At 64.5% G+C, this 12,820-nt stretch carries 13 protein-coding genes; 6 read left to right on the top strand and 7 right to left on the bottom strand.

Annotated features, from left to right (window positions below; genetic code table 11):
- Positions 1 to 13 precede the first annotated feature (13 nt).
- The 4 genes from H0A72_RS10695 to H0A72_RS10680 are packed head-to-tail and all read left to right on the top strand — an operon-like array spanning position 14 to position 3,775.
- Positions 14 to 874 carry an amidohydrolase family protein gene (locus H0A72_RS10695; RefSeq protein ID WP_246436942.1) on the top strand — a complete coding sequence of 287 codons (861 nt, stop codon included), beginning with the start codon at positions 14 to 16 and terminating at the stop codon, positions 872 to 874.
- Positions 875 to 893: 19 nt separating this feature from the next.
- Entirely contained in the window at positions 894 to 1,754 is an 861-nt protein-coding gene (locus H0A72_RS10690) for an amidohydrolase family protein (RefSeq protein WP_180155080.1), read from the top strand.
- Positions 1,755 to 1,787: 33 nt separating this feature from the next.
- Positions 1,788 to 2,771, top strand: coding sequence for a Bug family tripartite tricarboxylate transporter substrate binding protein (locus tag H0A72_RS10685; RefSeq protein ID WP_180155079.1), 984 nt, complete (start codon positions 1,788 to 1,790; stop codon positions 2,769 to 2,771).
- Positions 2,772 to 2,806: 35 nt separating this feature from the next.
- On the top strand, positions 2,807 to 3,775 hold the full coding sequence (locus H0A72_RS10680; RefSeq protein ID WP_180155078.1) for a Bug family tripartite tricarboxylate transporter substrate binding protein: 969 nt from the start codon (positions 2,807 to 2,809) through the stop codon (positions 3,773 to 3,775).
- A gap of 41 nt (positions 3,776 to 3,816) precedes the next feature.
- Here the strand turns inward: H0A72_RS10680 and H0A72_RS10675 are convergent, their stop codons facing one another.
- Genes H0A72_RS10675 through H0A72_RS10665 form a run of 3 tightly spaced genes read right to left on the bottom strand, consistent with a single transcriptional unit; the run spans position 3,817 to position 5,907 of the window.
- A complete protein-coding gene (locus tag H0A72_RS10675) occupies positions 3,817 to 4,620 on the bottom strand; it encodes an amino acid ABC transporter ATP-binding protein (RefSeq protein ID WP_180155077.1) in 804 nt (267 codons plus the stop codon).
- Positions 4,610 to 5,257 carry an amino acid ABC transporter permease gene (locus tag H0A72_RS10670; RefSeq protein WP_180155076.1) on the bottom strand — a complete coding sequence of 216 codons (648 nt, stop codon included), beginning with the start codon at positions 5,255 to 5,257 and terminating at the stop codon, positions 4,610 to 4,612. Before H0A72_RS10670 ends, H0A72_RS10675 begins: the two co-directional genes overlap by 11 nt.
- Positions 5,254 to 5,907, bottom strand: a complete 654-nt coding sequence (locus H0A72_RS10665) for an amino acid ABC transporter permease (RefSeq protein ID WP_180155075.1) — start codon at positions 5,905 to 5,907, stop codon at positions 5,254 to 5,256. Before H0A72_RS10665 ends, H0A72_RS10670 begins: the two co-directional genes overlap by 4 nt.
- Positions 5,908 to 6,024: 117 nt before the next feature.
- Between H0A72_RS10665 and H0A72_RS10660 the strand changes: the two genes are divergently transcribed.
- Positions 6,025 to 6,813 (top strand): IclR family transcriptional regulator, encoded by a 789-nt coding sequence (locus H0A72_RS10660; RefSeq protein ID WP_180155074.1) that lies wholly within the window; start codon positions 6,025 to 6,027, stop codon positions 6,811 to 6,813.
- A 6-nt stretch (positions 6,814 to 6,819) separates the two neighbouring features.
- Here the strand turns inward: H0A72_RS10660 and H0A72_RS10655 are convergent, their stop codons facing one another.
- From H0A72_RS10655 to H0A72_RS10640, 4 genes are read right to left on the bottom strand one after another with little or no spacing between them, the layout of a single operon-like run.
- Complete coding sequence (locus H0A72_RS10655; RefSeq protein ID WP_180155073.1) at positions 6,820 to 7,245, bottom strand: Zn-ribbon domain-containing OB-fold protein; 426 nt, start codon at positions 7,243 to 7,245, stop codon at positions 6,820 to 6,822.
- A gap of 2 nt (positions 7,246 to 7,247) precedes the next feature.
- The gene (locus H0A72_RS10650; protein ID WP_180155072.1) at positions 7,248 to 8,408 is read right to left on the bottom strand and encodes a thiolase family protein; all 1,161 of its coding nucleotides are present in this window, start codon (positions 8,406 to 8,408) and stop codon (positions 7,248 to 7,250) included.
- Positions 8,409 to 9,647, bottom strand: a complete 1,239-nt coding sequence (locus H0A72_RS10645; RefSeq protein WP_180155071.1) for a CaiB/BaiF CoA transferase family protein — start codon at positions 9,645 to 9,647, stop codon at positions 8,409 to 8,411. It lies immediately after the preceding gene.
- Positions 9,648 to 9,701: 54 nt separating this feature from the next.
- The gene (locus H0A72_RS10640; protein WP_180155070.1) at positions 9,702 to 10,559 is read right to left on the bottom strand and encodes a transporter substrate-binding domain-containing protein; all 858 of its coding nucleotides are present in this window, start codon (positions 10,557 to 10,559) and stop codon (positions 9,702 to 9,704) included.
- A 165-nt stretch (positions 10,560 to 10,724) separates the two neighbouring features.
- Here H0A72_RS10640 and H0A72_RS10635 point away from each other — a divergent pair, with 165 nt between their 5' ends.
- A complete protein-coding gene (locus H0A72_RS10635) occupies positions 10,725 to 12,797 on the top strand; it encodes a bluetail domain-containing putative surface protein (protein WP_180155069.1) in 2,073 nt (690 codons plus the stop codon).
- Positions 12,798 to 12,820: the final 23 nt, after the last annotated feature.

Genomic DNA, 12,820 nt, shown 5'->3' with positions numbered 1-12,820 from the left:
CAGAGCCCCTTGCATGACCATGTATATCGTCGACTTCCGCTGCCGGCCGCCCACTCCGCAATTCAACAGCTATTTCCAGAAGGACTTTGTCGCCAGCGTCCAGGAACGCAGCGGAGCGCGCCCGTCGCCCGCCTTCATGAACGATTCGGTGGACGATTTCATCAAAGAGATGGACGCGGCGGAGATCTCGGTGGGCGTGGCCATGGGCCGCAACAGCCCCGCCATGGACATGGGCGCGCTCAAGTTTCCGGCCGGCATCCTGCCCAATGACCATCTGGTCGATCTGCAGAACCGGTACGCGGGCCGCATCGTCGGCTTTGCCGGCATAGACGTGTCGAATCGCATTCACAACGCATGCGAGGAAATCGACGAGTACGTCGGCAGGCGCGGCTTGAAAGGCATCTTCATCGAGCCCTGCCGGGCCTTCCCGGGCCATCCCGACGATGAACGGATCACGCCCGTCTATGAGCGCTGCCTGGATCTGGGCTGCCCGGTCGCCGTCATGTCCGGGCCGCTCGCCGGGCCCGACATCAGCTTCGCCGACCCCACTCCCATCGACCGGCTGGCCACCCGTTTTCCCGAGCTGAAGATCATCGTCGTCCATGGCGCATGGCCCGAAGTCGTCAAAGCCACGGCGGTGGCGATGAAACACCGGAATGTGTATTTGTCGCCGGACTCCATGCAGTTCCGTCCAGGCACCGCGCCCTACATCGAAGCGGCCAATCTTTTCATGAGCGACCAATATCTTTTCGGCACGGCCTACCCCCTGCGCAATCTGAAAGCCACCGTGGACGACTTCAAGCAACTGCCCTTCAACCCCGACGCCATGGAAAAGGCATTGGGACTCAACGCCAAGAACCTCTTGAACCTCTGAGCCGGATACTGGAGCCCCTATGACACGCGTCATCGATTTTCGCCTGCGGCCGCCGCTGCACACCTATCTGCAAACCGCCATCTGGGAAAAGAGCGGCTATACCAAATTCAACCGGCTGCAGGGCGTCGAGCCCGCTCCGTCGGTGCTCGCCTGCTCCCCCGATCTGATGTTCGAGGAAATGCAAGCCGCGGGCATCGAGATCGGGGTCATGAACGGCCGGCAGTGCAACGATTTCCGCGGCGAAGTCACCAACGCCGACCTCGCCAGGATATGCGGCGATTTTCCCGGCCGCTTCTATGCCCTGGCCGGTGCGAATCCGTTCCGCGGGAAAAGCAATGTGCGGGAAGCCGAAACCTTCATTCGCGAATACGGCTTCAAAGGCATCGCCTTCGACCCCGGCGGCTACGATGAGCCCATGTTCTGCGACGACCCGCGCCTGTTCGATCACTATGAGCTTTGCCTCAAGCACGACTATCCCGCCGTGCTGACTCTGGGCCCCATGGGCGGCGGCGGCGTCCATTTCGGAAACGCGCTGCAGGTCGACCGGCTGGCGGCGCGGTTTCCCGAGCTCAAGATCGTGGTGTCCCATGCCTGCTGGCCTTATGCGATCGAGTTGTGCGGGGTCGCCGCAAGGCGGCCCAACGTATACCTGATGCCCGACATGTACCACGTCGGCTTGCCCGGCGAAGAACATTACACAAAAGCCATTGAAACCGTCGCGAAAAACCGCTTCGTGTTTGCATCCGCCTACCCGAGCCGGCCCCTGGGCCTAGCCGTGGAAGGCTACAAAGCGCTGCCGATCAGCCCCGAGAGCCTGAATGACGTTCTCTGGAACACCGCCGCCAGGCTTCTGAAGCTGGAAGACGGCGACGAGCGATAGCAAGAACCCCGGATCACCGGCAAAGGAGGAGACATGAAACACCATCGCCATACCCATACATTGCTGCTCGCGCCGCTCATGCTCTGCATGGCGCTGCTTGCGCCCTCCGCCATGGCGCAGGCGCTGCCCGGCGGCCCCATCACCATCGTCGTTCCCTTCCCGCCGGGCGGCGTCACCGATGTGGTGGCGCGCAGCGTGGCAAACGAGCTCGGCCAGCTGTGGAAACAACCGGTGGTCGTTGACAACCGCCCGGGAGCCGGCGGCAACATCGGCGCAGCGGCGGTGGCTCGTTCCGCGGGAGACGGCCGCACGCTGCTGTTCGCGGGCACGTCCATCGTCATCAACGCCGTCATGCAGGACAAAGTCCCCTACACCCTGATGGGCGATCTGCAGCCCATCACACAGGTGGCCGATCTGCCCTTCCTGATCGTGGTCAACGATTCCGTGCCCGCGAAAACGCTGCCGGAGCTCGTGCAGTACGCAAAACAGCATCCCGGCGCACTCAACTTCGGGTCCGGCGGAAACGGCACCAGCCCCCATGTCGCCGGAGAGCTCTTCAAGCAGAAGACCCATACGGACATCGTCCACATTCCGTTCAAAGGCGCCGCCGCGGCAACGACCGACCTGCTGGCGGGGCGCATCCAGCTGATGATCGACTCCGCGCAAGGCCTCATTCCATACGTGCAGAAAGGAGACCTTCGAGCGCTCGCCACGCCGCGCGCCGAACGCATTCCGTCGCTGCCCGACGTTCCCACCGTGAAGGAAAGCAGCTCCCTGGACATCGACGTCAGTTCCTGGCTGTCGCTCTGGGCGCCGGGGGGAACGCCTGGCGAACTCATGGACCGCATCAGCCGTGACGTTGCCACGGTGCTGGCGAAAGACAGCGTCCGGGAATCGCTGCTGCAAAAAACCGTGCTGCCGGTCGGCAGCGGCAGGGCCGACTTCACGGCTTTCGTGAAGTCGGAATTGACCAAGTGGCGCCAAGTCATCGACCAAGCTCAGGCCAAGGCCCAATGAAGGACGCCGGGATCCGGCCCAATCAGGAGACAGACATGAAGATTCTACGCAGCGTGGCCTATGCGCTTTTGAGCACCCTCGCCCTGACGGGCGCGAGCGCCGCGGCGGACGCCTATCCGGACAAGCCCATCAAGCTCATCGTGCCCTTCGGCGCGGGCGGCACCACCGACCTGTTCGGACGGCTGATCGGCAAGGCGCTCGGGGATGAGCTCAAAGTCGCGGTGGTCGTGGAGAACCGCGCGGGCGCCGGGGGGAACATCGGCTCCGCGCAAGTCGCCCGCGCGCCCGCCGATGGCTACACGCTGCTGCTGGGCGGCGCGGGCCATCTGGTCATCTCCCCCAGCCTCGACCCCTCGTTTCCCTTCGATCCGTACAAGGATCTTGCGCCCGTGATGATGGTGGGCACGGCCATGAACGTGCTCGTCGCCCATCCGTCCGTGCCCGCCAAATCGGTCCCGGAGCTCATAACGTATGCGCGCGGCAAGCCCGGTGAAGTGAACTTCGCCTCCGGCGGCAAAGGCGGGGTCATCCACCTAGCGGGCGAAATGTTCGCCCGGCAGGCCAAGGTGCAGCTGGCCCACATTCCCTACAAGGGCAGCGCCGCCGCCTATACCGACCTGGTCGCCGGCCGCGTTCAAATCATGTTCGACAATCTGCCCAGCGCCCTGCCCTATATCCGCTCCGGCCAGGTCAAGGCGATCGCGGTCACGGGCGCCGCCCGCAGCCCGCAGCTTCCCGATGTTCCCACGGTGTCGGAGCAGGGGCTCAAAGACTATGAGGCCAGTTCCTGGTGGGGCGTCTTCGCGCCCGCGGGCACGCCGGCGCCCATCATCGCCAAGCTCAATGGCGCGCTGACCCGGGGCCTGGCGAAATACAAGCAGGACATCGAGCGCCTGGGCGCCGAACCCAGCCAGGGCACGCCGGAGGATTTTGCCGCCACCATGCGGAAAGACGGCGCGAAATGGGCGGAAATCATCAAGAGCGCGGGGATCACGCTGCAGTAAGGAGGGGGCAAGAGGCCGGGCCTCGCAGGCCGTCCGGCCTCCTAAAACTGATACCCCTGCTTGAACCGCTTCAGGAAGGCCTGCAGCCGGGGGGACCGCGGGTCATCGAAGATTTGCTCCGGCGGCCCCTGCTCGACGATCTCCCCGTCCGCCATGAACACCACCCGATGCGCAAAGGCCTTGGCGAATGCCATTTCATGCGTGACGATGATCATCGTCATGCCGTCCTGCACAAGCTGCCGCATCACGTCCAGCACCTCGCCCACCAGCTCGGGATCCAGCGCCGAGGTCACTTCGTCGAACAGTATGGCCTTGGGCTGCATGGCCAGCGCCCGCGCGATGGCCACCCGCTGCTGCTGCCCGCCCGACAGCAGCCTGGGCATGGCGCCGGCCTTGCTCGCCAGGCCGACGCGATCGAGCAGGGCGGCCGCCCTTTCCTCGGCCTCGCGGCGCGGCACCGACAGCGCCCGCACCGGCCCGAGCGCCACGTTCTTCAGCACGCTCATGTGGGGAAACAGATTGAAGCTCTGGAAGACCATGCCCACCTGGGCGCGCATCGCCGCGATCTCCGTTTCGGAGCGGCGCACGCGGCGCCCGCTCGCATCGAGCCTGTATCCCATGGCCTCATTGCCTATGGTGATCTCGCCCTGCTGGAATTCCTCCAGGAAGTTCACGCAGCGCAACAGCGTGGATTTCCCCGAGCCGCTGGGCCCGATGATGACCACGGCCTCGCCGTGCCGCACCTCGGTGCTGATGTCCTTGAGCACCTGGTGCTGTCCGAACCACTTGGATACCTTGCTTATCGAAATCGCCGCGTCGCCGCTCGAGCGGGCATCAATTGACATAGTTCAACCGCCTTTCCAGATACTTTCCCAAACGGGACAGCGCATAACAAATAAGAAAATAGACCAGGGCCACGAAGCCGAAGATCTCGAACGGCGCCAACGTGCGTTCGACGATCTGCCGCCCGACGTAGGTCAGGTCCACCAGCCCGATGATCGCCACCAGGGATGTTCCCTTGACCACCCCGATGCATGTGTTGACGTAGGCGGGACCCGCCACCCGCATGGCCTGACGGGCGACGATGTCCGTGAAGATCCGCTTGCCGGTGAGCCCTATCGCCTTGCCGGCCTCCCATTGCGCGACCGGGACGGACAGCACCGCGGCGCGGAAGACTTCGGTCATGAAGGCCCCGAAATAGGCGGCGATGACCACGATGCCGCCCGTCGTCGGGTCGATTTCCATGCCGGCGTAAGGCGCCGCGTAATACATGGTGAACAGCAGCACCAGCAAAGGCACGCCGCGCATGATGTACAGGTAGATTTCGACCACGATGCGCAACAAGAGCCCGCCATACAGCTGGCATAACGCGAAGGCCAGGCCAAGCGCCGTGGACAGCACGATGGCCGCGGCCGACAGGTAGAGCGTCGTCACCGTGCCCATGCCGAGCAATGGCAGGCTGTTGATCAGCAGTTCCATCATGCGATCCTTATGCGACGCTCGAGCAGGCGCATCGCGCCCCCGAAGACGGCGGTTATGATCAAATAGAACGCGGCCAGCGTGAAGAAGATCTCGAACACGGCGGCGGTGCGGTCGGCAAGCATGCGCGCATGGAAAGTCAGCTCGGCCACGGATATCGTCGCCACCAAGGAAGTGTCCTTGATGATGAGTATTCCCTGGTTGGAAAGCGGCGGGATCACCTTGCGCAAGGCCTGGGGCAGGACGACGATGCGGAACGCCCGAAGCGGCGTCAGCCCCAGCGCCAGGCCTCCCTCCGTCTGTTGGCCCGGTATGGATTGGATTCCGCCCCGGTAGATTTCGGCGATGTACGCCCCGTTTTGCAATACCATGGCGATCAGGCCCGTCGCGAAACCGGATAGCGGATATCCCAGCGTGCCGGAACCGAAGAAGATGAAGAACATCTGCACCAGAACGGGGGTATTGCGCACGACTTCGATGTACGCGCCGGTCAGGCGCGACAAGAGCCGCGAACGGGAAAGCAGGCCCATCACCAACGGTACGCCCCACAAGGCGGACAGGCTGATGGCCAGAGCGGCCAGCGCCAGGGTGGTGAACAGGCCTTCGGAAAGCGTCGCCAGGATGCGCTGGAAGAACGCCGGATCCAGTGACATGGTTTCTCCTCGGTGGTATGCTGATATATTTCCGAAAAATGGAAGTTTTTTTCTTATAAAGTGGATTTTGAATCTTGGCCGCCTGAGCGGTCAATGAGTACTAACGCTAATTGGGCAATGAATAGAACCGTCTCCAAAACAACCGCTGAACAACCTCTGGACCGCGCCATCGCGATCCTCACCGCGTTGACCGACGCGGCGCGCCCCTTGTCCGTCACCGACCTGGCCGCTTTGTGCGACCTGCCGGTGACCACGGTGCACCGCATGGCCGCCCAGCTGGAAAAGCGCAATCTGGTCAAGCGCGCCATGGGGTCCAAGAAACTCATCGTCGGCGCCGGGCTGGTCCGGCTGGGCGTGGCGGCCACCGAAGCCGCGATGCGGACGGACCGCCCGCACCAGATCCTGGTCGCGCTGGCCAACGAGATCGGCGAGTCCTGCCAGATCGGCGTGCGCGCCGACGACAACGTGGTCTACATCGACACCGCGCGCACCACGCCCTCCCCCGGCCTGCATTTCGAGCAGGGCCGCCGTTCGCCCATACACTGCACCTCCATCGGCAAGCTGTATCTGGCGGAATTGAGCCCGCCGGCGTTCGAGGCCTGGCTCGCCGATGCCAACTTCGCGCAGCTGGCGCCCGGCACCATCATGTCCAAAGACAGATTCAGGGCCACCATCGAAGAAGTCCGGCAACAAGGCTGGGCCGCCAACAATGAAGAATTCCTGCCCGGGCTCGTCGGCTGCGCGGTCCCGATCAGGCTGGCCTCGGGCAAGCTGATGGCGGGCCTGGGCCTGTACGTGCCCACCGCCAGGATGCCTTTCGAGCGCATCAAGGACTTCCTGCCGGCCCTGCGGACGGCGGCGCAAAAAATCGCAGCCGCCTCCGAAGAGGCGCAGGCCGGCGACTGAAACCCGCTATGCCGGCCTGAACACGACGATCTTGCGATCGGGCCCATGCTCGGAGAATTCCGCCCTGACCTTGCTGCCCACCAGAGAGGTCCCGTCGGTCGGCGCGCCCCGCAGCTGGCCATAGAATATGACCCCCTCGGCCAGCTCCACCGCCGCGAAAACATAAGGAAGCTCCCCGTTGAACCCGTCGTGGTGCGCCCGGTGTATCGTGGTGTGGGAGATCACCTTGCCGTCGCCCGCCGCGTCCGTCCATTCCAGTTCCGACCCATGGCAAAACGGACAACACACCCGGGGATAGAAGATCACCCTTCCGCAAGACTCGTTCAAGCAGCGCTGCAGACGGATGCGGCCTTCGTTCACCCCGGTCCAGAAGGGTTCGCTGACCTCATTGACGCGCGGCTGCGGCTTGGCTGTGATTTGATGCCCTGACATTTTCATTCCACCCTTTCAAGAATAGCCGCGCTGGACGACAGGCCGCGCCCGTAGGCCACCATGCCGTAGCCCGACACCACGCCCCGCTTGCACTTGACTTGGCGGCCTTCCGCCTTGCCCAGCAGCTGTGTGACCCCTTCCACCAGGCCGATCATGCCGCCGGATGCGCCGGCCTGCCCCGCGGACAACTGGCCGCCGCCCGTATTCACGGGAAATTCTCCATCGACGGTGATGTCCGTTTCACGCAGGAACCGGGCGGTTCGCCCCTTGGGGGAAATCCCCAGGCCTTCGAGCTGCACGAAGGACATGACGGGGTAGTCGTCGTACACCTGCGCGAAATGAAGGTCGGACGGGCCGCAGCCGGCTCGCTCGTAAAGCCGGTCGGCGAACCCTTCCCAGCCGCCGGGCAGGCCGTATACGTCATGGGCGAGATAGTTGTGGATTTCCTCGGATGCCAGGATGCGCAGGCTGGGCCCTTCGAGCCCGGCGGCGATTTTCTCGGACGCCAGCACGATGGCGTCCCCCCCCACGCAGGGCATGACGCAGTCGTACAGCCGCAAGGGGTCGGCGATCTGCCGCGCATTCAAGTAGGCGTCCATCGTCAGCGCCTCTTTGAACAAGGCGTTCGGGTTGCGCAGCGCATTGGCGCGCAGCGCAATGCAGAACCGGCCGAAGTCTTCGCGCGTCGCGCCATGGCGCTCCATGTACAGACGCGTATGCAGGGCGAACATGCCGTTGGCGCCGCCGAAGCCCTGCGGCGACATGAAATCGCGCACCGACGTATTGAAATGATCCAGCGTGGCGTTGTGCGAGGTCACGTCGAAGGCGTCGGCGGCGGCCACGACCGCCACGTCGCACGCGCCGTCGCGGATGGCGCGGGCGGCATGGGCCATGCCGATGATGCCCGAAGCGCCACCATAGACCCCTTGGAACATGAAGCGCGGCTGTATGCCCAGGTGCTCGGCCACGATCGCCACGTTGTCGGGCGGAAGCATGAAGGAAGTGACCGCCAAGCCGTCGACGCTGCCCCATTCCAGCCCCGCGTCCCGCAGCGCCGCCGTGCCCGCCTGGTACAGCAGCCGGTGCACGCCATGCGGCGATCGCTTCGCATAAGCGGTTTGCCCGGCGCCGACGATGCGCACCCCATCGAAAAGCTTGCTCATTCAGATGACTCCCTTCGATTGCAGTTCGGAAAGCTTCTGCTCCGTCATGCCCAGTTCCCCGATATAGATTTCCCGGTTGTCGGCGCCCAGCCGCCGGCCCGCGTGCCGCACTTCGCCGGGCGTCGCGGCGAACTTGGGCACGACGCTCTGCATGCGCACCGATCCGAAATCGTCGTCCTGGGCCTGGACGATGTTTTCCCTGGCCCGATAGTGCGGGTCGGCAAAGATGTCGCGGATGTCGATGACCGGTCCGGCGACGACGTCCGCGCGCTCGAACAGGCTCATCACGTCCTGGCTGTCGCGCTGCGCGAACCATGCGGCCAGCAAGGCATCCAGCGCCTGGTCGTGTTCGCAGCGGGAAGCGTTGTCGACGAACCTGGGGTCGTCGATCAGCTCCGGCATGCCGATCGCGTGGGCGAGGCGTTCATAGGTCCGCTGCGAGCTGGCGGAAATGCCTATCCACACCCCGTCGCGCGTCTGATACGTATTGCGCGGCGAGTCCTCCGCCAGGCGGTTGCCCTGCCGTTGCTTGACGATGCCGAGCTGATCGAAGCCGATCACCTGCGCCTCGACCAGGCGGAACAAGGGCTCGTAGAGGCTGACGTCCACTTCCTGGCCCTTGCCGCCGTTGTGGTCGCGGTTGTAAATGGCGAACATCGCCGACATCGCCGCGAAGGTGGACGCCACGGAATCGGCCATGGGAAAGCCCGGCAATGTCGGCGGCTTGTCGGGAAAGCCGGTGAAGGACGGGATGCCGGAAAAAGCCTCCGCGATCGTGCCGTATCCCCCGCGCTGCGAGTAGGGGCCCGTCTGGCCGAAGCCCGAGACGCGCACCAGCACCAGGCGGGGGTTGATCTTCGACAGCTCCGCATAGCCCAGCCCCCAGCGCTCGAAGGTGCCGGGCTTGTAGTTCTCGATGACGATGTCCGCGGACCGCACCAATTCGCGGAAGATCTCCTGCCCGTCGGGGTCCGACAGCTTGAGCGTCAGCAGCCGCTTGTTGCGCCCGATCACCTTCCACCACAGGGAGCGCCCCTCTTTCATGGGCGCCCACTGGCGTATGGAATCGCCTATGCCGGGCATTTCGATCTTGATGACGTCGGCCCCGAAGTCCGCCAACTGCGTGGCGGCGAGCGGACCCGCGATCATCGATCCGGCGTCGATGACGCGCATGCCGCTCAGCGGCCCGGCCCTGCGCTGCGTGCCCGGGCTCTCCTCGCCTTGTCGTGATTGATTCATTCAGCTTTGCCTCTTACCTGATGTTCGTATTCGCCCGACCCAAACCGCGCGCGGTCATTTGGCCGCCATGCTGTAGAAGCGCTGGGGAGGCGGATTGCGCCCGAACCATTTGCGATAGATTTCCGTGTACTCGTTGTAGCGCGAGCCCGCGGTCATTTCCTGCACCATGGTGTCCATCCAGAGCCACAGCTGGAAATCCCCCTGCTTCATGAAGATGGCGTTGCCCGAGGTCACCGCCAGCGCCTCCGGCAGGACTTTCAGTTCCTGGTTGTTCGCCGCATACCAGTTCAGGACCGGCGTATCCATCTGCATGGCCTGGGCCTGGCCCGACTTCAATGCCAGGAACTGGCTGCTGGGCGTATCGAAAGTCAGCACTTTGATGTCGGGCAGGAATCGCTTCTGCCGGTCCATCATTTGCGGGTTGCTCAGATTGGCCAGGGTGTATTTGCTGCTGTTCAGCTCGGCCAGGGTGTTGACGTTCGCGTCCTTGCGCACGGCCACCGACATGCCCGAATCGATGTAGGGACGCGTGAATGCGACGCGTATCGCGCGGTCCGGGTAGACGGTGGTCGACGCCACGCCGATGTCGGCCCGGCCCGATGCCACCGCCGGCCAGCGCCCTTCGCTGGTGACGGACACGAATTCGACTTTGTTCTCGTCGCCGAGCAGGGACTTGGCGATCAGCCTGGAAATGTCGATGTCGAAGCCCACCAGCTTGCCCTTTTCGTCCGTATAGCCGAATGGGGGCGCGGTGCTGAACGTGGCGACGATCAGCTTGTCGCGCTTCAGGATGGTGTCCAGGCGCGAATCCGTCTGGGCCTGCGCCGACGCGGCGGCCGGAGCGAGCGCGGCCGCGCCGCAAGCGGCGAGCAGGGAAAACGCCCCGCATAGCTTTTTCAATGCAAGCTTCATGTTGTCTCCTCTTTGAGGTAATTGATTTCCGAAAAACGGTAATATTTTTCTTATTAATCGGATTTTGAATCACGCGCGCACATGCCGCAATAAGGGTAATCCTGTATGCGGGAACAGAGTTTGCTGCCCGGGGTCTCGTTTCAACCTACCCCAAGGAGATCTCCGATGGCATTGAAGTTCTTTGATAGCCAGTGGTATCTAGCCAACAATCCCGACGTGGCTGCCGCCGTGGCGGCGGGCGATACAACGCCCGAGCAGCACTTCGAGATGTACGGCGTCAACGAAGGGCGCTCACCCAGCGCCCTGTTCGACGCCGATTTCTATCTGGCCCATAACTCCGACGTGGCGGACGCCGTCGCCGCCGGCACGCAGACGGCCTATGGACATTTCGTACAATTCGGCCATGCCGAGGGCCGTGCGGCCAGCCCTTATTTCAACGTGGACTACTACCTGGAACAGAATCCCGACGTGGCCGAGGCGGTGGAAAGCGGCGCCCTATCGGCGTATGAGCATTTCCAGATGTACGGCGCGGCGGAAGACCGCTCGCCGCTCGCCTTCTTCGACGCGGAACAATACCTGGCCGCCAATCCCGACGTGGGGCTGGCGGTGGAGGCCGGCGCCACGACCGCCACGGAACACTTCCAGCGCTACGGCATCCACGAGGGCCGCAATCCCAACATGGTCATCGTGCTGGGCGCCTACCTGGCCGAGAATTCGGACGTGGCCGCGGCGGTGGATGAAGGCGCCACCACCGCGCTGGAGCACCTGCTCACCTACGGCCTGGCCGAAGGCCGCAACCTGGGCAACGGCCTGGACCTCGCCCTGTTCTCGGAAGACCCCGTCTTCCAGGAAGCCATCGAAGCCGGGCACACCGACGCGGCCCTGGCGCGGGTCGGCCAGGTCGCCCCCTTCCTGCCTGAATTCACGCCGCCGGAAGGCTTCGAACTGCCGTCCAACTGGGAAATCCCGCAGGACTATGTGCATCCCGACGGCGCGCTGCTGACCGTTCCGGAAGGATGGACGCCGGATGAGCCCGTTCGCCTGCCGGATTCCTTCGAACAGCCTTTCTCGCTGGTCGACACCGGCGGCGTCATCACCTTCGCAGGCTCCGCCGAAGGCGACATCACGCTGATCAACGAAGACGGCGGCGCCGCGTTCGCGCGCGGCGGCTTCATCGCCGCCGACACCTTGCCGCTGGACGGATCAGCCACCGTCACCCTGGCCGACGGCCAGCACCTGGTCGGCTCGTTCAGCGACCTTGAACAACTGAGCGTCGTGGGCGCGGGCACGGTGACCGCCCAGGGCACCGAGGAAAGCGACGACATCGATCTGTCCGGCGCGACCCTGGCCGGCCTGACCATAGAGGCCATGGGCGGCGACGACACCATTGCGATCGCCGATGGGCAGACCGCCCTCGGGGGCGACGGCGCCGATACCTTCGTGATCGCCGCCACGGCCGGCACGCCGAGCGTCATCACCGTGGGCGACTACGATGCCGAATCCGGGGACGTCATCGACCTGCGCGGCGTGGCGGGGCTGAACCTTGCCGCCATGGAGGTGCGCGGCGCGGAACATGACGGCACCCAGTGGATATGGGAGGACTACACCGGCGACAGCGTCGGAATCTGGTTCACCGATTCCGCGGCCAACGTCGAGGTCACCGGCGCCCGCTCGGACACCATGACCTTCCTGATCCCCGATACCAGCCTGGTCGAAGGAGGGCCCGTCTATCAAACGGCCAGAATCAACATCAGCGACGGCGGCGTCATACGCGCCGGCGACGGCGGTGAGGCGCTGGTCGGCGGCAACGGCAGCCAGGCCCTGATCGGCGGCGCGGGCTCCGACGCCCTGATCGGCGGCGCCGGCGCCGATTTCTTCGTGTTGAACGACGTGTCCACGTCCAATCTCGGCGCCATCGACCTGATCGCGGACTTCGACGTCGGCAGCGACTTCATCGTCGGGAACTCGACGGTGGCGCCCGCAAGCGTGGTGACCGGCAGCGTCGACACCATGGACGCCGCCAGCCTGGCGGCGGTCCTGACCGCGGAATCGTTCGCCGCGAACGGCGCCGCGGCGATCAGCTCCGCCGGCCGGACCTATCTGGTCCTGAACGACGGCACCGCCGGTTTCAACGCGACGGGCGACGCCGTGGTGGACATCACGTCCGCGGGGCCGGACCTGAGCGCGCTGAAGATCATCGGCCTGCCGGATATCGATACGGCATCGATAGGGTTGTAGCCGCCCCGAAGGGCGGAGGCCGG

The sequence above is a fragment of the Parapusillimonas granuli genome (assembly GCF_013416525.1).
Classification (GTDB): Bacteria; Pseudomonadota; Gammaproteobacteria; order Burkholderiales; family Burkholderiaceae_B; genus Parapusillimonas; species Parapusillimonas granuli.
This window is presented reverse-complemented; position numbering and strand designations above follow the sequence as displayed.

Coding starts and splice junctions, on each gene's coding strand:
- H0A72_RS10655 (WP_180155073.1), bottom strand. CDS start 7,245: ATGTCAGGGCATCAAATCACAGCCAAGCCGCAGCCGCGCGTCAATGAG.
- H0A72_RS10670 (WP_180155076.1), bottom strand. CDS start 5,257: ATGATGGAACTGCTGATCAACAGCCTGCCATTGCTCGGCATGGGCACG.
- H0A72_RS10635 (WP_180155069.1), top strand. CDS start 10,725: ATGGCATTGAAGTTCTTTGATAGCCAGTGGTATCTAGCCAACAATCCC.
- H0A72_RS10640 (WP_180155070.1), bottom strand. CDS start 10,559: ATGAAGCTTGCATTGAAAAAGCTATGCGGGGCGTTTTCCCTGCTCGCC.
- H0A72_RS10665 (WP_180155075.1), bottom strand. CDS start 5,907: ATGTCACTGGATCCGGCGTTCTTCCAGCGCATCCTGGCGACGCTTTCC.
- H0A72_RS10690 (WP_180155080.1), top strand. CDS start 894: ATGACACGCGTCATCGATTTTCGCCTGCGGCCGCCGCTGCACACCTAT.
- H0A72_RS10645 (WP_180155071.1), bottom strand. CDS start 9,647: ATGAATCAATCACGACAAGGCGAGGAGAGCCCGGGCACGCAGCGCAGG.
- H0A72_RS10675 (WP_180155077.1), bottom strand. CDS start 4,620: ATGTCAATTGATGCCCGCTCGAGCGGCGACGCGGCGATTTCGATAAGC.
- H0A72_RS10680 (WP_180155078.1), top strand. CDS start 2,807: ATGAAGATTCTACGCAGCGTGGCCTATGCGCTTTTGAGCACCCTCGCC.
- H0A72_RS10660 (WP_180155074.1), top strand. CDS start 6,025: ATGAATAGAACCGTCTCCAAAACAACCGCTGAACAACCTCTGGACCGC.
- H0A72_RS10650 (WP_180155072.1), bottom strand. CDS start 8,408: ATGAGCAAGCTTTTCGATGGGGTGCGCATCGTCGGCGCCGGGCAAACC.
- H0A72_RS10685 (WP_180155079.1), top strand. CDS start 1,788: ATGAAACACCATCGCCATACCCATACATTGCTGCTCGCGCCGCTCATG.
- H0A72_RS10695 (WP_246436942.1), top strand. CDS start 14: ATGACCATGTATATCGTCGACTTCCGCTGCCGGCCGCCCACTCCGCAA.